Source organism: Bacillus taeanensis (assembly GCF_003318295.1).
Classification (GTDB): domain Bacteria; phylum Bacillota; class Bacilli; order Bacillales; family UBA6769; genus Maribacillus; species Maribacillus taeanensis.
The window spans coordinates 130537-153620 of record NZ_QOCW01000004.1; the positions used below are offsets into that span (position 1 = coordinate 130537).

Sequence of the window (23084 nt, forward strand, 5' to 3'; positions counted from 1 at the left end):
AAAAGAAAGGGACAGCTGCTTTGGGAGGAAGAAAATTTAGATTCTTATATTATCGCGGGGTGGAGCAGTCTGGTAGCTCGTCGGGCTCATAACCCGAAGGTCGCAGGTTCAAATCCTGTCCCCGCAACCAAAAGACTCAAATATATTTTGTTGAATAACCTTCGATGCTCATTTGAAATAGGAGTACCTTGTGCAGCCAAAATTTTTCACGCTCACTACGTCGGATAGACTTATTTGTTAGTGAGGAATGAGGAGCACTTGTAAAGTATACTTCAAAATTAATAATGAATTATGGCTCGATAGCTCAGTCGGTAGAGCAGAGGACTGAAAATCCTCGTGTCGGCGGTTCGATTCCGTCTCGAGCCATCCTTTTAAACAAAACCCTATGTCTAGAACAGACATAGGGTTTTGTTTTTTTAAATATAAATGTATTTATTGTTTAATAATTGAAAATTCCGGGTAAATCTGATATGGTATTAATTAAAGGGACTTATTAAACATAATTGTATTTAAACTATGTTTTTTTTTTGTTTTATTAACAATTTTTAAGGGAATACTACCCTTGAAATTAATTTAAATTACATAATTATAGGGAGGCTGTGTAAAAATGGCAAAATTCGAATTACCTGCATTACCTTATGAAACGAATGCTTTAGAACCTCATATTGATCAGCAAACAATGGAGATTCACCATGGTAAACACCATAATGCCTATGTAACAAATTTAAATGGTGCATTAGAAGGTCATGCCGATCTTCAAGAAAAAAGCTTAGAAGAACTTCTTGCAAATCTTGATGAAGTTCCAGCTGAAATTCGTACAGCAGTACGAAACAATGGTGGCGGACATGCAAACCACACATTGTTCTGGCAAATTTTAAGTCCTAATGGCGGTGGACAACCATCTGGTGAACTTAGCGAAGCGATTAATAATAAGTTTGGCAGCTATGATAAATTCCAAGAAGAATTTGCAAAAGCTGCAGCAACTCGCTTTGGATCAGGATGGGCTTGGTTAGTTGTTAATAATGGTGAATTAGAAGTAACAAGCACACCAAACCAAGATACTCCAGTAATGGAAGGAAAAACACCGGTTCTTGGCCTTGATGTATGGGAGCATGCATATTATTTGAATTATCAAAATAGACGTCCTGATTACATTTCATCATTTTGGAATGTTGTAAATTGGGATGAAGTAGAAAAACGTTATAACGAAGCAAAATAATTGTTAAAAAAGTCAGCTGATATTTTATATCAGCTGACTTTTTTATGTACCTTTTTTCGTCTTTGTGTTAATTAACGGTTTGATGGATTTAAACAGAATTGGGAGGTATAAGGAAACATGATTAACACAAACTACGATTGAGACGAAAAGGGGAGACGTCGTATGAAAATTATCAAAAAAATGCTTGGAAATGTTGATATCACAAAAGATTTGCTTTTGCTTCTTCTAATAGGCGGGCTTTATTCGTTAAGTATTGCTTTGTCTAATACTTTTGTAAATGTTTTTTTATGGAAGCAATCAGGGAAATTTGTTGATATTGCATTATATAATTTAGCGGTAGTCATTATGCAGCCCTTAACATTTATTATTGCAGGGAAATGGGCAAAAAAGATTGACCGTGTAATTGTACTGAGGCTTGGTGTTTCCTTTTTATCAATATTTTACTTGACTGTATTATTAATGGGAGATAAGGCTAGTCAATATTTAATTGTTTTAGGCGGCTTGCTTGGAATAGGCTTTGGATTTTATTGGCTGGCATTTAATGTGTTAACTTTTGAAATAACGGAACCAGACACAAGAGATTTCTTTAACGGCTTTCTTGGATTGTTAACTTCATTTGCTGGGATGATCGGTCCAATTTTTGCTGGTTTTGTTATTTCTAGGATGGAGAAATTTCTTGGGTATAAATTAGTTTTTTCTTTGTCACTAACAATGTTTTTTGCAGCCGTTATATTAAGTTTCTTTTTAAACCGGCGCTCTGCAAAAGGCAATTTTTCATTTCAACGTATATATCATGAACGAAAAAAAAATTCAGATTGGCAGCGAATTTTAACAGCGCATTTTTTTCAAGGATTGCGTGAAGGGTCATTTATTTTTATTATTGTTGTTTGGGTTTTTATTACAACACAAAGCGAATTAGCATTAGGTACATTTGGGTTAGTTCAATCCTCCGTTTCTTTTGTTGCTTATTATTTAGCAACAAGGTTAATTAAACCGCGTTATCGAAAAAAAGCTATCCTAATTGGGGGGATGCTCCTTTATGCGGCCATCTATATTATTATTTTTAATTTAACATATCCGCGCTTATTAATTTATGCGGCAGTTATTTCAGTTGCTTATCCTCTTCTCCTTGTTCCATATATGTCATTAACATATGATGTGATTGGTAAGTCTTGGAATGCAGCTGAAATGCGAATTGAGTATATCGTTGTACGAGAGCTTTATTTAAATCTTGGAAGAATTGTGTCGATTGTTTCTTTTATTATTGCGGTAACAATTTTTGATGAAACAGTGAGTATCCCATACTTATTAATGATTATAGGAGCAGGTCATTTGCTTGTTTATTTTAGTATAAGAAAAATTAGGTATAGAAAAGAACATAAGAAAAATCTGCTTTCTTCCCCGTCATAAGTTTTTATGACATGCGAAATATTTAAATAATAAATATTTCAATACTGTTTTGAAAGAGAAAGATTTTAGAAGAGGGGAAGTATCGTGGTACCACAACAAAAAAAGAAATTAAAGAGACAAGTTCCATTTCGATTAAATATGCTATTTGTTGCTGTTTTCCTTCTGTTTTCAACATTGATATTACGATTAGGGATTATTCAAATTGTAGAGGGAGAAGAATATGTACGAAAAGCAGAAGAGGTTGAAAATATAACAGCCCGCATTGATGCCCCAAGAGGAAAAATAGTTGATCGATACGGAAATACATTAGTAGATAATGAACCAATCTATACAATTACTTACACAAAAACAAATACAACGACAAATGCTGAAAAGCTTAAAGTTGCAAAACGTTTAGCTTCCATTATTGAGAAAGATACATCTCATATTACTGAAAGGGATATGAAGGATTATTGGATTATTACTCGTTCAGAAGAAGCTAAAAAAAAGCTGACTGAAGAAGAATGGCTTTCTTTAGAAAATGATGAAGCATACAAACTGCAGTTAGAACGAATTACAGAAGCGGACATTGCAAACATTTCGAAAGATGAAATGGAAACTTTGGCTGTTAAAAGAGAAATGGATAGTGGATTTGCTTTAACACCTCAGCCTGTAAAAGAAGGAATATCAGATATTGAACATGCTCTCGTTATAGAGCATCTCATACAATTGCCTGGTGTTGAAATTCAATTAGATGCTAAAAGAACATATCCTTATAATAAAATGTTAAAAGAATTATTTGGCAGTATTAAACAAATTCCAAAAGAAGAAGTTAATTATTATGAAGTAAGAGGCTATGATCGCAACGATAAGGTAGGTACAAGTGGGTTAGAGCAGCAGTATGAAGAGCTATTAAGAGGAAAAAAAGAACAACAGAAATATGTTACAAATAAATCAGGCCAACCTGTAGGAATTCCAGAAGTTATTCCAGGAGAACGGGGGAAAGATTTAGTATTAACCATTGATATAGAATTACAGAAACGTGTGGAAGAAGTTTTAGAGCGTCAAATATTAAATGGAAGAAATATTTCAGGAAACAGTAATTTTAATAGTGCTTACGCAGTTATGATAGAACCAAAAACAGGAGAGGTATTAGCGATAGCAGGTAAACAATATAAAGATGGAAAGTTTATTGATTCTCCTTTAGTAAATATTTATAATGCTTTTGAAATGGGTTCGACTGTGAAAGGGGCTACAGTATTAACAGGTTTACAAGAAGGTGTCATTCAACCAGGTACCGTTTTGTATGATGCACCGCTTCAATTTGGTGAGTCGACAATTAGTTCATATAAAACATTAGGAAGTATTAATGATGTGAAAGCATTGGAAAAATCTTCGAATGTTTATATGTTTAAAATTGCGATGAAGATGGCTGAGTACAACTATGAAAGCAAGTGTTGTGTGAACGATAAAAAAGTGGAGGAAACGTTTCAAACAATGAGGAACTACTATCAGCAGTTTGGGTTAGGGATAAAAACCGGGATTGATTTTCCATATGAAGCAGCAGGCTATAACGGAGGATCAGGTGAACTTTATCAATCCTTATTTTTTGCAATTGGGCAATTTGATACGTATACACCTTTACAATTAACGCAATATATTTCAACAATTGCTAATGATGGGTATAGAGTGCAGCCGAGATTACTGAAATCAATTCATGAACCTGTGGTAGAAGAAAATGAAAACACTTATGTAATTAATAAGCTTAAACCTAATGTGTTAAATCGAATTGAAATGAAACAGGAATATATTGACCGAGTTCAATTAGGGTTTAGAAGTGTGATGACTGCTGGGACGGCTTCCTCTCACTTTAAAGGGGCTCCTTACAATCCAGCAGGTAAAACAGGAACTGCTGAAGTAGATAAAAAGAACGGCATTAATAATCAAACTCTTGTTGGATATGCTCCCTATGAAGATCCTGAAGTTGCGTTTTCTGTTGTTGTGCCGACAATAAAAAATGGATCAATTAATTTAAATATTGGTCGGGCCATACTAGACGAATACTTCTCCTTAAAAAAAGAGCGAAAGGCTAATTAATATAAAGAGGAAAAGCTGTACTAACAGTTTTTTCTCTTTTTTGTATGAAAGAGGTATTTATTTCAGATATTAAAGGGGAGGGTTTTAAGACGTTTTTTTAGATGCGCTTTCAATAACTTTACAAAACCTTAACATTTCTTTAAAACACAATTAACACTTTTGCTTTAATCTAAGTATTGTGCAAGACAGAAAGCATACTGAAAGTAGTTTTAGGGGAATGTAATTCGTACTTGTACAAGCAGCAGAACAGAAAGAGATATGCCAATTATTATGGAAAGAGAAAAGGGAGGACTTTTAAATGAATTTGAAAAAATGGATGTTATTTTTAGCTATGGCTGCACTGCTTACTTTAGCAGCATGTGGTGGCAACGAAGAAGAAGCTGGAGAAACTGGGGAAGCTGGAGAATCGTTGAGTGGTGAAGTAGCTATCGATGGATCATCTACAGTACTTCCAATCATGGAAGCACTTGCTGAAGAATATCAAATGGAAAATCCTGAAGTTCGCGTAACAGTTGGTGGTTCTGGTACAGGTAATGGTTTTGATAAGTTTGCTGCTGGTGAAACACATTTCAGTGATGCTTCTCGTCCAATTAAAGAAGAAGAAGCAGCAGCATTAGAAGAAGCTGGCATTGAGTATACTGAATTTACACTTGCTTATGACGGTTTATCAGTTGTACTTAACCCTGAAAATACTTGGGTGGATCAACTTACTGTAGAAGAATTAAATAAAATGTTTGCAATGGGTTCTGAAGTAAAAACTTGGGCAGATGTACGTGAAGGCTGGCCTGAAGAAGAAATTGAATTTTTTGCTCCGGGAACTGGTTCAGGAACATATGACTACTTTAACGAAGAAATTTTAGAAGAAAGCGGAATTCGCCAAGATGCTCAAACATCTGAAGATGATAATGTACTTGTAACTGGTGTATCAGGTTCTAAAAATGGAATTGGATTCTTTGGTTATGCTTACTACTTAGAAAATCAAGATAAACTTAAAGTTGCTCCAATTGTAAATCCTGACACAAATGAAGCGGTAACACCTGATTTTGATACAATTCAATCTGGTGAGTATGCACCACTTTCTCGTCCATTATTTACTTATGCTAAACATGAGGCATTAACAGATGCAGCAGCTTATGATTATGCACAATTCGTTTTAGAAAATGCTGGACCACTTGCAGAAGAAGTTGGATATGTTGCATTACCTGAAGAAAAATATCAAGAGCAATTAGATAAATTAGCTGAAATTGCTGGTGAATAATATTCTTATGTTATAACTCATGTAGGGGCTAAGTGAGAGGAGCGTAACATCCTCTCACTTTTAGCCTGTTTCTGTATGTGATTGAAGGGGGAACTATAATGGCATCAAGTTCTGTTAGAGAAATGATTGAACAAAACAAAGCCAAACAAAAAAATATACAAGGACTGGTTGAAAAGTTAGTACCAGCATTTTTATTTTTATGTGCAGTAATTTCGATTTTAACAACAATAGGAATTGTGTTTACATTAATTGTAGAAACGATTACTTTTTTTCAAAGAGTTTCAATTATTCAATTTTTAACTGATAAAAAATGGTATCCATTTGTGGAAGCAAATGCAAGCTATGGAATTTTATCATTAATTTCAGGAACGCTTTTAATAGCAGTAATTGCTATGATGGTAGCTATTCCAATTGGATTAGCATCTGCCATTTATTTGAGTGAGTATGCTTCTGATAAAACAAGAAGATTTATTAAACCGATTCTAGAAGTACTTGCAGGTATTCCTACCATCGTTTATGGATTCTTTGCTTTAACGTTTGTTACGCCGATGCTTCAAAAAATTATTCCTGACATGTCTATTTTTAATGCGCTTAGTCCAGGTATTGTAGTTGGAATTATGATTATTCCAATGATCGCTTCATTGTCTGAAGATGCAATGAGTTCAGTGCCAAACGCAATGCGAGAAGGGGCATTTGGTTTAGGTGCTACTCGTTTTGAAGTCGCTACAAAAGTTGTTCTTCCTGCTGCTTTATCAGGAATTATTGCTTCTTTCGTACTAGCAATTTCTCGTGCAATTGGGGAAACAATGATTGTAACATTAGCAGGTGGAGCGACACCAAAATTAACATTAGATGTAACAGAGTCTATTCAAACAATGACAGCATACATTGTTCAGGTAAGTTTAGGAGATATTGGCTTTGGTACTACAATTTATTATAGTATTTATGCTGTAGCAATGACTTTGTTCATTTTTACATTAATTATGAACCTGATTGCCCAGTATATTTCTCGACGTTTCAGGGAGGAATATTAAATGAAACTAATTGATACAAAAATTGTACAGCGCACAATGGGAAAACGATTAATCGTAAACAATTTGCTGAAAGGTTTATTCCTCTCTGCCACATTGTTTGGACTAGTGGTGCTTGCTGTTCTTTTATATCGGATGTTCACTCAAGGAATTGGCTATGTAGATTGGGATTTCTTTAATAACTTTGCATCAAGAAGACCAGAGCGTGCAGGCATTAAAGCAGCTCTCTTTGGGACACTTTGGTTAATGGCTGTAACCGCTCCTGTATCATTAATCTTAGGAGTTGGTTGTGCGATTTATCTTGAAGAATATGCAAAGAAAAATGGATTTACACGTTTCATTCAAATTAATATTGCAAACTTAGCTGGTGTACCATCTATTGTATTTGGGTTATTAGGATTAACAGTATTTGTTCGTTTAATGGACTTAGAGCGAAGCGTGCTTGCAGGTGGATTAACGATGAGTTTATTAATTCTTCCTGTTATCGTTGTAGCTGCACAAGAAGCAATAAGAGCCGTGCCAAAACATCTTTATGAAGCATCCTATGGAATGGGGGCTACAAAATGGCAAACAATTCGCCGTGTTGTACTGCCGGCTGCAATTCCGGGCATCTTAACAGGAAGTATTTTAGCACTGTCTCGTGCTGTTGGGGAAACAGCTCCATTAATTGTAGTAGGAGCTGCGGCCTTTGTAGCATTTGTACCAGATAGTCTATTATCATCCTTTACAGTCATGCCAATTCAAATTTATAACTGGGCAAGCAGACCACAGGTAGAATTCCATGAAGTGGCTGCCGCTGGTATTCTTGTATTGCTTTTATTATTATTAATTATGAACTCTATCGCGGTGTTAATTCGAAATAAGTTTCAGAAGCGTTACTAATTTGAAGCTTTAAAAATGAGGTGAATGGATATGCAATCAGTGATGAATGAAAAAAAAGAAAAGAAAAATAATTCAACAAGTAATGAATCTAAAAAAGAGATTCCATCTGTTTTTAGTGTTAAAAATCTTAATTTATGGTATGGGGAAGATCAGGCATTAAAGGAAATTAACTTTGAAATTCCTGAGAAACAGGTAACGGCTATCATTGGGCCATCAGGGTGCGGAAAATCAACGTTTATTAAAACATTAAATCGAATGGTAGAAATGGTACCAATTGTACGCACATCTGGGGAAATATTATATAGCGGCAAAAATATCTTTGATTCGAAATTTCGTGTGGAAGAACTACGTACAAAAGTAGGAATGGTATTCCAAAAGCCAAACCCATTTCCTAAATCAATTTATGAAAATATTGTTTACGGTCCTAAAATTCATGGGATTCGAAATAAAAAAGTTCTTGATGAGATTGTGGAAAAAAGTTTGCGTGGAGCTGCGATTTGGGATGAAGTAAAAGATCGTCTTCATGAAAATGCGTTTGGTTTATCAGGCGGTCAGCAGCAGCGTATTTGCTTAGCGCGCTGCCTTGCTATTGAACCAGATGTTATTTTAATGGATGAACCAACATCAGCTCTAGATCCAATCTCTACTTTAAAGATTGAAGAGCTTGTTCAAGAATTAAAGAAAGAATTTAGCATTGTAATTGTTACGCATAACATGCAGCAGGCAGCACGGATCTCTGATAAGACAGCTTTCTTCTTAAACGGTGAGATTATTGAATTTGATGATACTAATAAGCTGTTCTCAAATCCTTCAGATAAACGAACAGAAGATTATATTACAGGAAGATTTGGTTAAACTTTAATTGGAGTGATTGTATATGTCAGTTCGGGAAAACTTTGATGCACAGCTTAAAGAATTAAAAGATGAGTTATTAGAATTAGGAAATTTAGCTCAAAATGCGTTAAAACAATCAATTATAGCTTTAAAAAATCAAGATGTAGAAAAAGCTCTGCAAATCATCGAGAATGATTATAAAATTAACAATTTAGAATCAGATATTAATGATAAAGTTATTTTAATGATTGCAAAACAGCAGCCTGTTGCAACAGATTTACGCCGCTTAATCGTTGCCTTAAAAATCTCTACAGATCTTGAGCGAATTGGAGATTTAGCCGTAAATATTGCGAAATCTATTATTCGTATCGGGGAAGAACCGTTTGTTAAACCGATTGAAGAAATTCCAAAAATGGCTGAAACAGCTAGAGGAATGATTAAAGATGTACTGCAGGCGTTTTATGATGAAGATGTTGTAGCGGCAAAAAATATTGCTGACAGTGATGACGAAGTTGACCAAAAGTACGGTAAATTAATTAAAGAACTTTTAGAAATTGTTACAAATAATCCTGAGTGGATTGCACAAATTACTCAGCTGACATTTATTTGCCGTTTTATTGAGCGAGCAGCTGATCATGCAACAAATATTTCTGAAAGTGTCATTTATTTAGTAAAAGGAAAATATTATGATTTAAACTCATAGTACAGGAAGCCCTAACGATATCACTATCGTTAGGGCTTTTCATATAATAGAACAGAATAATGATTGTATAGAACATTTACAACCTAATCATACTTATATTATTGAGAGTGGAACAAGAAATGGTGATGAAAGCTTTTTTACATGATTGCGTTCTGAACTGTTACAGATGGGAGTAGTGTAATAATAGCAGCTAAGTTTTTCTCTTGTTAAATTTTATGAGTATATGCAGGAGGGATAAAGGGATGAAAAAATTATTTCATAAAAACGATTTGAGACAAAAAGACCTTCAGAAAAGTATGAATTTATTAATAGTAATGAACAAGGAAGTAAACTATGCCTAGAGAATTAGTGATTGGGAATGGACAGCTTCTTGTAAACCTTGATAAACACCTGCAAATACGAGATATTTATTTTCCATTCGTAGGTCAGCAAAATCATGTTCAAGGTCACCCAAACCGAATTGGGGTATGGATAGATGGAGTCTTTTCATGGCTTCAATCAGGAGATTGGCAAATTGATCTTAATTACCATACAGATGCTCTTGTTACATGCAGCAAAGCCTATAATAAAAGGTTAAACGTTACATTAATTGTAGAAGAAGGTGTTCATCAGCAAGAAATGATTTTGCTTCGGAAGTTTACGGTTAAAAATCATGAGCAAAAGGCACGAAAAGTTCGTTTGTTTTTTCATCATGATTTAACAATCTATGAATCAGAAGTAGGTGATACGGCATACTTTGCTCCAAAAAACCAAGCAATGGTTCATTATAAGAGAAATCGTTATTTTTTATTTAACGGTCTTTTCAATAAAAAAAGTATTGTTCAGTATACAACCGGCGTAAAACGCTTTCAATCAGCAGAAGGGACATGGCGGGATGCAGAAGACGGTCAACTGCATTTTCATCCAATTAGCCAAGGATCTGTTGACAGTACATTTTCTTTAGAAGCTGTAGTGGATGCGCAGGAAGAAAAATCAGCTTACTATTGGATGACAGTTGGTAAAACAAAACATGAAGTAGAAAGTCTAAATGAATATGTTCATGAAACAGGACCAGAGTTAGCCCTTGAAAGAATGAAGCTTTATTGGATAAGGTGGGTAAACAAAACAGATATTCCGCAAAGTGATTTAACGGAAAGTATGATTAATCTGTATAAAAGGTGTTTATTAATTATTCGTACACAAACAAATGTGAATGGTACCATTATTGCTGCAAATGATTCTGATATTTTACAATTTAATCGTGATCACTACAGTTATTTGTGGCCGCGAGATGGCGCGTTAATTGCAGCAGCAGTAGCAAAAGCAGGCTTTCATGGAATGGTTGCCAATTTCTATCGCCGCTGTGAAAAATTATTATCAAGTGAAGGGTACTTTTATCACAAATATAATCCTGATGGCTCAATTGGTTCGAGTTGGCATCCTTTTATTGATCAGCATGGAAAAGAAATATTGCCTATTCAGGAGGATGAGACAGCACTTGTTATTTGGGCATTTTGGCAGCATTATTTAGAAACAGGAGATATTGAGTTTGCTCACTCTCTATATCGCTCACTTGTAAAGCCCAGCGGAAAGTTTTTAATGAGCTATATCGATGAAAAAAGAGATTTGCCGTTACCATCTTATGATTTATGGGAAGAACGCAGAGGAGTGTTTAGTTTTACTGCTAGTACTGTATATGGTGGATTGATGGCAGCACACCATTTTGCAAATATGTTTGGAGAAGATGAATTAAGCGACAAATTTTTAAAAGCAGCTGAAAAGATTAAGGTTGGAATTGAAACATATTTATATGATGAAGAAATTGGAAGATTTATTCGAGGCATTTATTATAATGAAGAATCAAGTAAAATGATTAAAGATTTTACAATTGAAAGCAGTATGTACGGTTTATTTGCATTTGATGTGTTTGAAGCAGATGATCCGCGCATTATTCGTACAATGGAAATCATTGAAAAGGAGTTATCTATAAAAACCCCAGTTGGAGGTATTGCACGTTATTTTAATGATTATTATTTTCAACAAACCCAAAACTTGACTGAGGCGCCAGGAAATCCGTGGCTAATTTGTACGCTTTGGCTGGCAAAGTGGAAAATAAAGAAATCTAAAAATCTCGAAGATTTAAAAGAGGCTTATTCGATTTTTCAATGGATTGAAAAACAAGCTTTCTCAAGTGGAGTACTTCCTGAACAAATTCATCCCTATACAGGTGAACCTCTCTCAGTTGCACCGTTAACTTGGTCTCATGCAACATATGTTGATGTGGTTCAAGATTATTTAAAGGCTTACCAACTATTTGCATTAAAACAATCATAAACAACACTTGAAGGTCTTTTAATAATTTGCTATTATTTAAAAGTATGATTCTTATAAAGATCTATAGTAATCTCAAGAATTATAATTGCATTTTGGAATGGAGGGAACAACATGCGTGTAAACGTTACATTAGCTTGTACTGAAACAGGTGACCGCAACTATATTACTAAGAAAAATAAGCGTAACAACCCTGACCGTCTTGAGCTTAAAAAATACAGCCCACGATTAAAAAGATATACTTTACATCGTGAAACAAAGTAAACAGTAGGAATTTATTCCTACTGTTTTTTTTATTTCACTGACAGCATCGTCAAAAATAAAATCATTTGTTAAAATATGAAGAAAGTTTTGCTCTACTTTACAATAGAGGAGAATGTGTATGAAAATGGAGAAAAAACAATTAAGAAGTATGGTAAAAAAAAGGTTATCTCAAATGACAGATCAAGAATATCAAGAGCGTTCTGCCCAAGCTGCAAAAAAACTCTTTAATCATTCGGCATGGAAAGAAGCAAATACAGTTGGAATAACCGTTTCAAGACAAAGAGAAGTAGATACGATTCATATTATTGAGCAAGCTTGGAAACAAGAAAAAAATACCACAGTTCCAAGGTGTATGGTAGAAGATAACCGGTTGGATTTTCGATTATTTACATCCTTTGAACAATTAGAAGTTGTTTATATGGATCTTAAAGAACCTTCTTTGTTAAAGACGAAAGCTGTAAGCCCTCATGAAGTTGATTTATTAATTGTGCCTGGCCTTCTATTTGATAAGAATGGCTATCGTATTGGTTATGGTGGAGGGTATTATGATCGCTATTTAAGTACATATACAAATAAAACCATTGCGCTTGCATTTGAATGTCAAATCATTGACACATTACCGCGAGAGCCATTTGATTTACCAGTTCAAGAAATTATTACAGAAGAAAAGATATATAAAATAAAATGTTAATATTTATCTTTCTTTGTCTTATTTTTTTATTAGCCATTGGAGGGTATTATATTAGAGCCTTAACCGTTTCTGGTTCTGTTGGTGCCTTTATCGTAGGCACCATGGTTACTTTAGGTTTTAAAGGAGAGGGATTAGTTCTTTTACTTGCCTTTTTTATAAGTTCGAGTGCATGGAGCATGCTGAAAAAAAAGAAAACAAGACAAGTTACAAAAAAAGGATCAAGGCGTGATATCGTGCAAGTATTTGCTAATGGGGGGGCGGCTGCGTTAGCCGCTGTCTGCTGTTTCATATGGCCATCACCTCTGTGGATTGGTGCCTTTATTTGCACATTAGCTGAAGCAAATGCTGATACGTGGGCTTCTGAAATTGGTCCATTAGGAAGAAATGCTCCTTTTCATATTACGCGATTTAAAAGGGTTATGTCCGGCACATCAGGAGCAATATCTGGATTAGGGACTTTTGCTGCGTTAGTGGGCTCCTGTTTTATTGCTTTTTTGGCTGGATTCATCTTTAGGATTGAAATGGAGTATGCAGTGTTATTTGCATTGATTGGATTTATTGGGAATTTTATTGATACATTTTTAGGAGCGACAGTCCAAGTTTCTTATCAGTGTACTGTTTGCGGAGAAGAAACAGAAAAATTAGAACATTGTCATAAAACAACAGAGTATTATAAAGGTTTATCTTTTTGCAGCAATGATAGCGTGAATTTTCTTTCTACGGTTATGGCTGCATTATTAGGGGGTGGGGTTATTTGGATAATAGGGTAATCGGTGTCATTTTGTCTGGAGGAAAATCAGTGCGTTTTCAAACACCTAAAGCATTTGCCGTTTACAATAGTCAATATTTTTATGAGCGTGCCCTGTCAGTTCTTTCTAGCTATGTTCATCATCCTATCATTGTAAGCCATGAATCATTAAGAGGCCGTTTTCCAAAGCACTTGTCGGTAATAGAAGATGAGGGTAAGGTTAAAGGAAAAGGACCGCTCGCTGGAATTTATTCAGCGATGAAGACTGTTCAAGCCTCATGGTATATTGTTTTACCTTGTGATATGCCGCTTCTTTCAGAAAAGGTGATTGAAAAGCTTGTTGAACTTATTGAAACCGAGAGAGAAGTAGATGGGATTGTGCCTATTATAAAGGGGCAAATTCAGCCGCTTGTTGCTGCTTATCATAGACGCTGTTTAAACGAGATTGAAGTCCTCCTTGAAGCTGAAACATATGCAATGAAGAGACTTCTTGATAAGATAACAGTAAAATATGTAACTGAAAAAGACTTAGGTTGTAACGCAGAACAATTTCAAAATATTAACACACAAAAAGAGTATAAGGAAATAGGGGGATATGCTGGTGACAAATCAATATGAGCGTTATTCAAGACAAATGTTGTTTCAGCCAATTGGAGAAGAAGGACAAAAAAGATTAGCGGGGAAAAGAGTATTAATTGTTGGTATGGGCGCTTTAGGAACAGCGATTAGTAATCACCTTGTTCGAGCTGGCGTTGGACATGTAAGATTTGCTGATCGTGATTATGTAGAAAAAAGTAATTTACAGCGGCAAATGTTATTTGATGAAGATGATGTAAAGGCTTCTTTACCAAAAGCTGTAGCGGCAGAACAAAAACTTAAAAAAATGAATTCATCTATAAAAATAGAAGGAATTGTAGCAGATGTTACTTTAGAAAATATTGACGAGCTTCTTGATGGAATGGATCTTGTCATTGATGGCACAGATAACTTTTCTACACGCTTTCTAATGAACGATGCTTGTTTTAAAAAAGGGATTCCTTTTGTATACGGAGGTGCAGTTAGTTCAAGAGGAATGAGCGCTTTATTTATTCCTGGTGAGACACCGTGTTTACGCTGCTTTATTACTGACAATGGCAGTACAACACAAACATGTGATACTGTTGGAGTTATTTCGCCTATTGTTGATATTGTTGCTTCCTATCAAGTGGTGGAAGCATTAAAATATTTAGTAAATGATTCCCGCCAACGAAAAAGTTTATTAACAATTGATATATGGCAAAATCGAACCTATGAAATGAAGTTTAATCAACCAAAAAAAGATTGTCCGACATGTCAACAAGAAGAATATCCCGCTTTAAAGCGTCAACCAGAAGATAATGTGACATCACTTTGTGGACGTGAAACTGTGCAAATTAAAGTAAGGGGTCATTTATCATTAGATGAGTGGGAGAAACGATTATCCAAAGTAGCTCAAGTAAAGCGAACACCATTTTTACTGCGGGTAGAACTTTCTGAAGGAGAAAGGCTCGTTCTTTTTCCTGATGGAAGAACACTTGTCCAAGGGACGGAAGATATAGTAAGAGCAAAATCTTTATATGCAAGATATATTGGTTTATAAAGCCAGAAGAGGGCCTCCTCTTCTGGCTTTATAATGTTTATTTTGATTTTTTAGAAAAGTTTTATTATATTAAAATAATTGACGAGTACGAATTTATCAGCTAAACTATTAAACGGATTAATGCTTCAACGCAAAAAAGCGTTGAAGTAAAAGTTTATGGTAATAATAATTTATTTTGAAAGATGGTTTACAATATGTTCTAAGAACCTGTTTAAATCTAGTAGTTTAAGAGTTACGGAAGAATATTGTAATTATAAAGTGGCTGAAATGATTGAAGGGATGGCATAGAGAGCATGAAGAAAGAATTAAACTTAACAACAACATTATTATTTTTTATAGGCATGATGGGAATTATTTTTTACAGTATGATCTTTTTAAAAGTAGAGCCTCATATTCCTTTGTTTAGCTGTTTATTATTAGTCGTATTGTTGGCAAGATTTTCAGGTTTTGAATGGGCTGTTCTAGAGAAAGGAATCATAAATGGAATTGCAATTGGAATAAAACCAATTCTTATTTTATCTCTTGTGGGAATGTTAATTGGGATATGGATGATGAGCGGTACGGTACCTACATTATTGTATTACGGTTTTCAGGTGATTTCTCCGGAATGGTATACGTTAAGTGCATTATTTATTGCCATTATTGTTTCAACATTTACTGGAAGTTCATTTACAACAATTGGTACAGTGGGAGTGGCTTTAATGGGAATTGGGATAGGATTAGGAGTTCATCCTGGTCTTGCCGCTGGTGCTGTTATTTGCGGAGCTTGTTTTGGTGACAAAATGTCTCCCTTGTCTGATACAACAAATTTTGCTCCAGGTATTGCAGAAGTCGATTTGTTTTTACATATTCGTCATATGCTGTGGACAACCTTGCCTAGTTTACTTGTAACCATTCTTATATTTGTGTTGCTTGGTCAGCATTTTGAATCCACACAAAATTTACAAGACATTGATTACGCTAAAAATATTTTACAAACGTCTTTTAATATAAGCTTATTCACATTGTTATCACCATTATTAGTCGTGTTTTTAGCAATGCGCCGCTTTCCGACTATTCCTACATTAATTTTTGGATTGTTTTCGGGAATCGTTACCGCTTTTATTATGCAAAATAACATTATTTTAACTGACATTTTTAATGTGCTGCAGCATGGTTTTGTCTTAGAAAGCGGAAATTCATTAGTTGATGGAATTGTATCCCGAGGTGGTTTACAGTCAATGATGTGGTCTATATCTTTAATAATGATTGCTCTTGGATTAGGAGGAGTCATTCGTGAAATCGGTTTAATTGATGTTCTTATTAAAGGATTAACAGCAAAGCTTCAAAAAAGAGGACATCTTATTTCTTTAACTGCTTTCTCCTCGATTGGGGTAAACTTGTTAACAGGAGAACAATATTTGTCTATTCTTTTACCTGGCCAAACATTTAAGCCATTTTTTGAAAAGCAGCAGCTTCACTTAAAAAATTTATCGCGTACGCTTGAAGATGCAGGTACATTAGTTAATCCTCTTATTCCTTGGGGAGTAAGCGGAGCATTTTTTGCCAGTACGTTAGGCATTGCGGTTATTGACTATTTACCTTATGTATTCTTTTTGTATTTATCACCAATCATGACGATTTTATTAGGGTATTTAGGAATTGGTGTTCCGAACGCTTCCACTAAACAATAAAGTGTTTCAAACGGATAAAGCGTTCATTTTTTGCAAAAAGTAGTAACAGGGAGGGAAATATGGTGAAAAATTTATGGCTAATTCTACTCGCTGTTTTATTATTTTTCCTTGGTTATCAAAACCGTTATCGAGTAATGAATAAGATGTTAGGTATAGGTGTTATTCGTCGATTTGTAGTAGCAAGAACAATGTCTGTACCGCAAATTCGTGAGCGTTTGATGCAATCGTTAATTTAAAAAAGCAATAAAAAGGCCCTGCTGCAAATGATTGTTTGTAACAGGTCTTTTTTTTATGTTTCAATAGTAACAAGTATATAAGTTTTTGGAGGGGAAAAGATGCGTTGGCCGCTAATATGTTTTGACCTTGATAATACATTATACGATCATGAAAGAGCATTTAATGATGCGATGATTGATTGTTATTATTTTTATTTTTATCATTATGAATCACGAAATAATGAGTTAACAGCGTACAAATGGTTTGAGCAATTTAAGATAAATTGTGATCGATATTGGGGATTATATGAAAAAAAGATACTAACTGCCCTGGAATATCGAAGGCTTCGCTATAAAAAAACAGTCGAAGCATTTCAAATACCATACTCTGATCAAGACGCGGATGCGTTTCATCAACGTTATGAAAGCATTGTTAGTTATTATGCAGCACCTTTTCCTGGTGTTCACTCTCTCTTTCAGTTTCTGTTAAAAAACGGTATTTTAATTGGTGTTATTACAAACGGTTCTTCAAAAACGCAGCGGAAAAAATTAAGGGAACTAGGTTTATTAGATTTATTACCTGATAATCGTTTAATTATTTCTGAAGAATGCGGGATTGCAAAACCTAATCCGAAAATATTTGAATTAGCAGCAACCAACAGTATGAAACAGCCTCCTTTATATGTGGGGGATTCTTGGCGTTTAGATGTAGAAGCAGCCATGCAGGCAGGATGGGAGGCTGTTTTTTTAAATACCCGAAACGAAACAATAACATCAAATTATAAACCATACGCCATTTGCAAAGATTTTCATCAAGTTGTTACAGTTATTCAATCATAAATTAACGCTGTAAATGCTGCAGTAATTGTACTTTACTTCCATCCTGAAGCTGAAATAATACAATAAGGTGGGTTGCTTGTTTATCAATTAATACTAAAGGAATACTGCTTTCAATTGGCGAAACAACTTGACCGTTTTGTTTTTTATAACCAAGGAAATAATTTTTGTATAACCCTTCCCAAAGCCTTCCCAAAGCTTCATTCGTTTGCTGTTGAGTTAAGCCGGGAAGAGGCGAAGTGTTATAACGATATAAGTTGGTTAAAGAAATCATATTATATTTTTGAATCGGTATTTGATAATAGCGGAGCAGACTTTCCCATACCACTTGTATATGCTGGTTTTTAGCATGATCAAGTATTTTTTGCCATTCTTCTTCTTGTTTTGTTTGAGGTTGCTTAAATGACTCAAGCGGACTCATTGGTGAATCAATTACATACAATTCATCATAGCTCATCATTTGACTGCTTTTAATAATATCATTTGGATAATGAATTTCAGCATGATGAAAACTAATCGATTGAAAATGGCTGCTGTCTTCACTGTTAATTCGTTTTATTTGTTCCAGCTCATTTGCATTTTCTTTCCATTTAGAGAAGGTGTCTATTAAATAGCCATCTTCATATAGAAGAGAAATGTCTTGTCTTAAATAGACAGGTTGTGCTAATGAGGCTGAAGTAAGCCATTTTACAGTATACTCATCTTCATCTGTTTGTTTGAGCAGTGTTAAGTTTGTTTTAGCATTAGTAAAATGAACTGTCTCATCCAGTGGAAAAAAGATGATCGTTTCTTTTACTGTGTCTTTTTTTATAAAACACAGAAGCAAAATTGAAATAAGAGCAAGCAGAATAACAAGCATCACAATATGTTTTTTCATTGTTCACCTCCCGAACTGGACAGCCTATACTTTCAATTTATGAATGGTAAATTAAAATTATGTTGTACAGTTAATAATGATTATGACAATATAGAAAGGTTTGATTGCATTGAAAAATAAGCTGAATATAGAAGAGATCATGTTGTTAATTAAAGAACTTGTAGAAATTCCGAGTCCTTCGGGAAATACCGATAAAGTAATTACATATGTCGAGAAATACTTGGAAAATATCGGAATACAATCAATGCGCAATCATAAAGGCGGTCTGATGATTACGTTAAAAGGAAGAGAGGAAAAAGCACAGCGTCTGCTAACTGCCCATGTAGACACATTAGGGGCGATGGTAAAAGAAATAAAAGCAAATGGCCGTTTAAAGCTTGCGATGATTGGAGGATTTCGGTGGAATGCAGTGGAAGGAGAGTATTGTCAGATTGAAACGAGTGAGGGTCATCATTATTCAGGAACCATCTTAATGCATCAAACCTCTGTTCATGTTTACAAGGAAGCTGGAGAAGCAAAGCGTGATGAGAAAAATATTGAAGTAAGAATTGATGAAAGAGTTCAGTCAAAAGAAGATGTTGAAAAGTTAGGAATTGGAATAGGCGACTTTGTATCGTTTGATCCGCGAGTACAAATAACAAACAGCGGGTTTATTAAATCAAGACATTTAGATGATAAAGCAAGTGTTGCCATTTTGCTGCAGCTGGTAAAAACACTGAAAGAACAAAATGTTGCCCTGCCTTATACAACCAATATTCTTATTTCAAACAATGAAGAAATTGGATATGGCGGCAATTCAAATATTCCAATCGAAACGGTTGAATACTTAGCCGTTGATATGGGAGCTATTGGTGATGGACAATCTTCTGATGAATATACTGTTTCTATTTGTGCAAAAGATTCAAGCGGACCTTATCATTATGCTTTACGTAAACATCTCGTTCGCTTAGCAAATCAACATAACATTGATTATAAAGTAGATATTTACCCATTTTACGGTTCTGATGCTTCTGCTGCAATTCGTGCCGGTTATGATATTGTTCATGGATTAATTGGTCCAGGTATTGAAGCTTCTCATGCTTATGAACGCACACATCAAGACTCTTTATCTCATACATGGTGGTTATTGTATCATTATCTTCAATCACCAATCGTCACATCTTTTACTAAATAAGCCTTTAAGAAAATAAATAAAAACTGTGCTTCGTGGATTTCAGCCATCAAGCGCAGTTTTTTTATTGAAAAGGTATGCCCTGAATAATTTTGGTTAAAGATGGAGAGGGAGGAGGAAGATGGTATGAGTGAAAGTGAAAAAAAGCATTCTGTTAGTGCGAATTTTGAAGACAATGTAAACTATTTACATAGAGAACTAGGAGTAGAAAAAAGCTTTGACGTTATTCAATTAGATTTAGTGTATGCTGGACGTAAAATGGCAATGTTTTTTATTGATGGCTTTGCCAAAGATGATATTCTTCACTATTTAATGAAACTGCTCTCACAGCTTGAGCCTGAACAGCTCGACCCTGATCCGCTCTTTAAATTAATGAAAACGCATATTCCTTATGTAGAAGTAGATACGGAAAATGACTTAGATAAAGTGATTGATTCCGTATTAAGCGGACCAACTGCTCTTGTAGTGGAAGGCATTAGTGAAGCTATTATTATTGATGCTCGAACATATCCAGTGCGCGGACCTGAAGAACCAGATTTAGAACGTGTCACACGCGGAGCACGTGATGGGTTTGTTGAAACCATTATTTTTAATACAGCCTTAACGAGAAGAAGAGTAAGGGACCGTACATTGCGAATGGAATATATGCAAATCGGAAGGCGATCGAAAACAGATATATGTGTTAGTTATATTGAAGATATTGCTGATCCCGATATGGTCAACCAAATAAAGCGTTCATTGGAAAAAATTGATACAGATGGTTTGCCAATGGGGGAAAAAACGATAGAAGAATATCTGGTAGGTCAGCATTGGAATCCTTATCCATTAGTACGTTATACAGAACGACCGGATACTGCTGCCGTTCATTTATATGAAGGACATATATTAGTCTACACCGATGGTACACCAAGTGTTTTGATTACACCGACAACTTTTTGGCACCATTTACAGCATGTTGAAGAGTATCGGCAAAAACCGCTTGTTGGCGCCTATTTACGGTTGGTGCGTTTTCTGGCCGTTTTCTTATCAATTTTTGCGCTGCCAATTTGGTATGTGTTAGCGTCTGATCCAGAACTGCTTCCTTCACAGCTGGAGTTTATAGGTGTTGAAGAAATAGGGGCTATTCCGCTAATTATTCAGTTGTTTATTATTGAGATAGGATTAGATATTTTAAGGATGGCGACTATTCATATTCCTTCTTCATTAGGAACAGCTCTTGGGCTTGTTGCTGCTATTTTAATTGGTCAAGTTGCAGTTGAGGTAGGCGTATTTACAAATGAAGTAATTCTTTATCTTTCTATTGCTGCATTAGGATCATTTGCTACACCATCTTATGAGCTTAGTTTAGCGAATCGACTTGTAAGATTAGTTCTTCTTCTATTAGCAGCATTGTTCTCATGGCCAGGTATTATGGTGGGATCTGTACTTTGGATTGTGCTGCTTACAAGATTAACTTCTTTTCATATTCCCTATCTATGGCCGTTTATTCCGTTTTCACACCGAGGATTTCGAGATGTATTACTGCGTTCTCCTATTCCGCTTAAAAACCGTAGACCCAGCATACTTAGACCGAAAGATCCTGATCGTTAACCGCCCAAAATGGTTGTTGGGCGGTTTTTTATATTTAACATGTAAGAGATGAAAACCTTTTAATATATGAAAGGTGTTGCTATAATATGTAATAACGATTTTAAACGGACTGCTAAATATGAAAACGGTTAGAAAAGGTGAATGACTGTGAAGAGTGTAAAAACAGTATTTGATATCCAACAAGTTTTAAAAGGGTTCGGGACGATTATTTATACAGGCAATCGATTAGCTGACCTTGAATTAATGGAAGAAGAATTACGGGAATTATTCCAAACGAAACTAATTGATGTAAAAGTATTTCAGCAAGCCCTGCTGCTGTTAAAAAGTGAGCAGGAAAAAGAGAAAAGAAAAAATAACTAAAAGAGGAACATTTGCAAGATAAAAGATTTCCTTTAAAATAAAGATACAAGCGTTTGCACTAAAATAAAATTACAAAATAAAGGGGAAGAAATGATGGAAAAGTGGTATGTAGGTGTTGATTTAGGCGGAACGACAATTAAAATGGCCTTTATTTCAGAGAAAGGAAATATTGTTGAAAAATGGGAAATTCCAACTGATATTACAAACGAAGGTAAAAATATTACAAAAGATATTGCAAAAGCTCTTCAAGATCAACTCCAAGAGCTGGGGGAAAAGAAAGAAAAGTTAGTAGGAATAGGAATGGGAGCACCAGGATTTATTGAGATGGAAACAGGCTTTATTTATCAAGCAGTTAATATTGGCTGGAGAAATTACCCGCTAAAAGAAAGTTTAGAGGAAGAAACAGGTCTGCCAGTTATTATTGATAATGATGCTAATATTGCAGCATTAGGCGAAATGTGGCGAGGAGCTGGAGATGGTGCCAAAGATCTTCTTTGTGTAACACTTGGAACAGGTGTTGGAGGTGGCATTGTTGCCAATGGAGAAATCCTGCATGGTACAAATGGAATGGCGGGAGAGATTGGGCATATTACAGTACTTCCAGAAGGTGGCACCCCTTGTAATTGCGGAAAAACAGGATGCTTAGAAACAATTGCTTCAGCAACAGGAATTGCAAGAGTGGCTGCAGCCGGGATAAAAGAAGCTCCATACAGTGTATTAGCTGATATTTTCCAAAAAAGTGGAGAGTTAACTTCTAAAGATATATTTGATGCGGTAGAGCAAGGAGATCTCTATGCAAAAGAAGTTGTGAACCATATTTGTTTTCATCTAGGTTTAGCGATTGCAAATCTTGCCAATGCAATTAATCCAGAAAAAATTGTTATCGGGGGCGGCGTTTCCAAGGCAGGAAATTTATTATTAACACCACTGCAAAAATCTTTTGAAACTTATGCACTGCCTCGCGTTGCAGAAGGATCAGACTTTGCGATTGCTACACTAGGAAATGATGCAGGCGTTATTGGAGGAGCTTGGCTTGTAAAAACAAAGTTAGCGAAAAAAGATAAAGTGATACCTTCATAATACGATTTAATAAAACGAATATTTAGGAAGGAGCATACTTATGCTCCTTTTTCATATTTATAGATGGAAAATCATGAGTATAAAATAGTAGGTCTGATGTCATTATTTGAAAATAAATGCAGATTTTTTATTGCAAAAACTAAAAAAAACAATTATCATATGCTGTATGTAAAGAATTTGTAATAAAATTGTTATAAAAATATTACATAAAAACAGGTTTGTAAAGGTTAAGGGAGG

The 23084-nt window shown here is 35.0% G+C and carries 22 protein-coding genes and 2 tRNA genes; 23 read left to right on the forward strand and 1 reads right to left on the reverse strand.

Translation table 11 applies throughout. The features are described from left to right. Nucleotides 1-53: 53 nt before the first annotated feature. From DS031_RS05850 to DS031_RS05935, 19 genes are all read left to right on the forward strand, one after another. Nucleotides 54-130 (forward strand) — tRNA-Met (locus tag DS031_RS05850). A 163-nt stretch (nucleotides 131-293) separates the two neighbouring features. Further along, nucleotides 294-366 (forward strand) — tRNA-Phe (locus DS031_RS05855). Nucleotides 367-607: 241 nt separating this feature from the next. After that, complete coding sequence (locus DS031_RS05860; protein WP_113804994.1) at nucleotides 608-1219, forward strand: superoxide dismutase; 612 nt, start codon at nucleotides 608-610, stop codon at nucleotides 1217-1219. 162 nt (nucleotides 1220-1381) lie between these two features. Next, on the forward strand, nucleotides 1382-2629 hold the full coding sequence (locus DS031_RS05865) for an MFS transporter (RefSeq protein ID WP_113804995.1): 1248 nt from the start codon (nucleotides 1382-1384) through the stop codon (nucleotides 2627-2629). 84 nt (nucleotides 2630-2713) lie between these two features. Next, entirely contained in the window at nucleotides 2714-4705 is a 1992-nt protein-coding gene (locus DS031_RS05870) for a peptidoglycan D,D-transpeptidase FtsI family protein (RefSeq protein WP_245947233.1), read from the forward strand. 298 nt (nucleotides 4706-5003) lie between these two features. Beyond that, complete coding sequence (locus tag DS031_RS05875; RefSeq protein ID WP_113804996.1) at nucleotides 5004-5963, forward strand: PstS family phosphate ABC transporter substrate-binding protein; 960 nt, start codon at nucleotides 5004-5006, stop codon at nucleotides 5961-5963. A gap of 98 nt (nucleotides 5964-6061) precedes the next feature. After that, nucleotides 6062-6997, forward strand: coding sequence for a phosphate ABC transporter permease subunit PstC (pstC, locus tag DS031_RS05880; RefSeq protein WP_113804997.1), 936 nt, complete (start codon nucleotides 6062-6064; stop codon nucleotides 6995-6997). Then, nucleotides 6998-7876, forward strand: coding sequence for a phosphate ABC transporter permease PstA (pstA, locus tag DS031_RS05885; protein WP_113804998.1), 879 nt, complete (start codon nucleotides 6998-7000; stop codon nucleotides 7874-7876). 24 nt (nucleotides 7877-7900) lie between these two features. Next, nucleotides 7901-8731, forward strand: coding sequence for a phosphate ABC transporter ATP-binding protein PstB (pstB, locus tag DS031_RS05890; RefSeq protein ID WP_113804999.1), 831 nt, complete (start codon nucleotides 7901-7903; stop codon nucleotides 8729-8731). Nucleotides 8732-8753: 22 nt separating this feature from the next. Further along, nucleotides 8754-9413, forward strand: coding sequence for a phosphate signaling complex protein PhoU (gene phoU / locus DS031_RS05895; RefSeq protein WP_113805000.1), 660 nt, complete (start codon nucleotides 8754-8756; stop codon nucleotides 9411-9413). Between the two features lie 333 nt (nucleotides 9414-9746). Beyond that, complete coding sequence (locus DS031_RS05900; RefSeq protein WP_113805001.1) at nucleotides 9747-11726, forward strand: glycoside hydrolase family 15 protein; 1980 nt, start codon at nucleotides 9747-9749, stop codon at nucleotides 11724-11726. Between the two features lie 111 nt (nucleotides 11727-11837). Then, the gene (rpmG, locus tag DS031_RS05905) at nucleotides 11838-11987 is read left to right on the forward strand and encodes a 50S ribosomal protein L33 (protein WP_113805002.1); all 150 of its coding nucleotides are present in this window, start codon (nucleotides 11838-11840) and stop codon (nucleotides 11985-11987) included. A 118-nt stretch (nucleotides 11988-12105) separates the two neighbouring features. After that, complete coding sequence (locus DS031_RS05910) at nucleotides 12106-12678, forward strand: 5-formyltetrahydrofolate cyclo-ligase (RefSeq protein ID WP_181833035.1); 573 nt, start codon at nucleotides 12106-12108, stop codon at nucleotides 12676-12678. Continuing rightward, nucleotides 12672-13448, forward strand: coding sequence for a DUF92 domain-containing protein (locus DS031_RS05915; RefSeq protein WP_113805004.1), 777 nt, complete (start codon nucleotides 12672-12674; stop codon nucleotides 13446-13448). Before DS031_RS05910 ends, DS031_RS05915 begins: the two co-directional genes overlap by 7 nt. Beyond that, nucleotides 13433-14044, forward strand: a complete 612-nt coding sequence (locus DS031_RS05920; protein ID WP_181833036.1) for a molybdenum cofactor guanylyltransferase — start codon at nucleotides 13433-13435, stop codon at nucleotides 14042-14044. Before DS031_RS05915 ends, DS031_RS05920 begins: the two co-directional genes overlap by 16 nt. Then, on the forward strand, nucleotides 14022-15044 hold the full coding sequence (locus DS031_RS05925; protein WP_113805006.1) for a ThiF family adenylyltransferase: 1023 nt from the start codon (nucleotides 14022-14024) through the stop codon (nucleotides 15042-15044). The genes DS031_RS05920 and DS031_RS05925 overlap by 23 nt, the downstream gene beginning before the upstream one ends. A gap of 293 nt (nucleotides 15045-15337) precedes the next feature. Next, on the forward strand, nucleotides 15338-16717 hold the full coding sequence (gene nhaC, locus DS031_RS05930; protein WP_113805007.1) for a Na+/H+ antiporter NhaC: 1380 nt from the start codon (nucleotides 15338-15340) through the stop codon (nucleotides 16715-16717). Nucleotides 16718-16779: 62 nt separating this feature from the next. Beyond that, complete coding sequence (locus tag DS031_RS23540; RefSeq protein WP_181833037.1) at nucleotides 16780-16953, forward strand: hypothetical protein; 174 nt, start codon at nucleotides 16780-16782, stop codon at nucleotides 16951-16953. A gap of 99 nt (nucleotides 16954-17052) precedes the next feature. Then, nucleotides 17053-17772 (forward strand): HAD family hydrolase, encoded by a 720-nt coding sequence (locus tag DS031_RS05935; protein WP_113805008.1) that lies wholly within the window; start codon nucleotides 17053-17055, stop codon nucleotides 17770-17772. 1 nt (nucleotide 17773) lies between these two features. Here the strand turns inward: DS031_RS05935 and DS031_RS05940 are convergent, their stop codons facing one another. Next, on the reverse strand, nucleotides 17774-18646 hold the full coding sequence (locus DS031_RS05940; protein ID WP_113805009.1) for a hypothetical protein: 873 nt from the start codon (nucleotides 18644-18646) through the stop codon (nucleotides 17774-17776). Nucleotides 18647-18785: 139 nt separating this feature from the next. On the opposite strand from DS031_RS05940, the gene DS031_RS05945 reads away from it, so the two are divergent. From DS031_RS05945 to DS031_RS05960, 4 genes are all read left to right on the forward strand, one after another. After that, nucleotides 18786-19820 (forward strand): M42 family metallopeptidase, encoded by a 1035-nt coding sequence (locus DS031_RS05945; protein WP_113805101.1) that lies wholly within the window; start codon nucleotides 18786-18788, stop codon nucleotides 19818-19820. 123 nt (nucleotides 19821-19943) lie between these two features. Beyond that, nucleotides 19944-21407, forward strand: a complete 1464-nt coding sequence (locus DS031_RS05950; protein WP_113805010.1) for a spore germination protein — start codon at nucleotides 19944-19946, stop codon at nucleotides 21405-21407. Nucleotides 21408-21554: 147 nt separating this feature from the next. Continuing rightward, nucleotides 21555-21767 (forward strand): YqgQ family protein, encoded by a 213-nt coding sequence (locus DS031_RS05955; protein ID WP_245947234.1) that lies wholly within the window; start codon nucleotides 21555-21557, stop codon nucleotides 21765-21767. A gap of 90 nt (nucleotides 21768-21857) precedes the next feature. Then, entirely contained in the window at nucleotides 21858-22847 is a 990-nt protein-coding gene (locus DS031_RS05960) for an ROK family glucokinase (protein ID WP_113805012.1), read from the forward strand. The last annotated feature ends 237 nt before the right edge of the window (nucleotides 22848-23084 follow it).

What these genes read in the sequence shown, in the direction of transcription:
- DS031_RS05945 (WP_113805101.1), top strand. Translation starts at nt 18,786, where the DNA reads ATGTTGTTAATTAAAGAACTTGTAGAAATTCCGAGTCCTTCGGGAAAT.
- pstA (WP_113804998.1), top strand. Translation starts at nt 6,998, where the DNA reads ATGAAACTAATTGATACAAAAATTGTACAGCGCACAATGGGAAAACGA.
- DS031_RS05865 (WP_113804995.1), top strand. Translation starts at nt 1,382, where the DNA reads ATGAAAATTATCAAAAAAATGCTTGGAAATGTTGATATCACAAAAGAT.
- DS031_RS05940 (WP_113805009.1), bottom strand. Translation starts at nt 18,646, where the DNA reads ATGAAAAAACATATTGTGATGCTTGTTATTCTGCTTGCTCTTATTTCA.
- DS031_RS05915 (WP_113805004.1), top strand. Translation starts at nt 12,672, where the DNA reads ATGTTAATATTTATCTTTCTTTGTCTTATTTTTTTATTAGCCATTGGA.
- pstC (WP_113804997.1), top strand. Translation starts at nt 6,062, where the DNA reads ATGGCATCAAGTTCTGTTAGAGAAATGATTGAACAAAACAAAGCCAAA.
- DS031_RS05875 (WP_113804996.1), top strand. Translation starts at nt 5,004, where the DNA reads ATGAATTTGAAAAAATGGATGTTATTTTTAGCTATGGCTGCACTGCTT.
- DS031_RS05860 (WP_113804994.1), top strand. Translation starts at nt 608, where the DNA reads ATGGCAAAATTCGAATTACCTGCATTACCTTATGAAACGAATGCTTTA.
- DS031_RS05925 (WP_113805006.1), top strand. Translation starts at nt 14,022, where the DNA reads ATGCTGGTGACAAATCAATATGAGCGTTATTCAAGACAAATGTTGTTT.
- nhaC (WP_113805007.1), top strand. Translation starts at nt 15,338, where the DNA reads ATGAAGAAAGAATTAAACTTAACAACAACATTATTATTTTTTATAGGC.
- DS031_RS05910 (WP_181833035.1), top strand. Translation starts at nt 12,106, where the DNA reads ATGAAAATGGAGAAAAAACAATTAAGAAGTATGGTAAAAAAAAGGTTA.
- pstB (WP_113804999.1), top strand. Translation starts at nt 7,901, where the DNA reads ATGGATATGCAATCAGTGATGAATGAAAAAAAAGAAAAGAAAAATAAT.
- DS031_RS05950 (WP_113805010.1), top strand. Translation starts at nt 19,944, where the DNA reads ATGAGTGAAAGTGAAAAAAAGCATTCTGTTAGTGCGAATTTTGAAGAC.
- DS031_RS05935 (WP_113805008.1), top strand. Translation starts at nt 17,053, where the DNA reads ATGCGTTGGCCGCTAATATGTTTTGACCTTGATAATACATTATACGAT.
- rpmG (WP_113805002.1), top strand. Translation starts at nt 11,838, where the DNA reads ATGCGTGTAAACGTTACATTAGCTTGTACTGAAACAGGTGACCGCAAC.
- phoU (WP_113805000.1), top strand. Translation starts at nt 8,754, where the DNA reads ATGTCAGTTCGGGAAAACTTTGATGCACAGCTTAAAGAATTAAAAGAT.
- DS031_RS05960 (WP_113805012.1), top strand. Translation starts at nt 21,858, where the DNA reads ATGATGGAAAAGTGGTATGTAGGTGTTGATTTAGGCGGAACGACAATT.
- DS031_RS05900 (WP_113805001.1), top strand. Translation starts at nt 9,747, where the DNA reads ATGCCTAGAGAATTAGTGATTGGGAATGGACAGCTTCTTGTAAACCTT.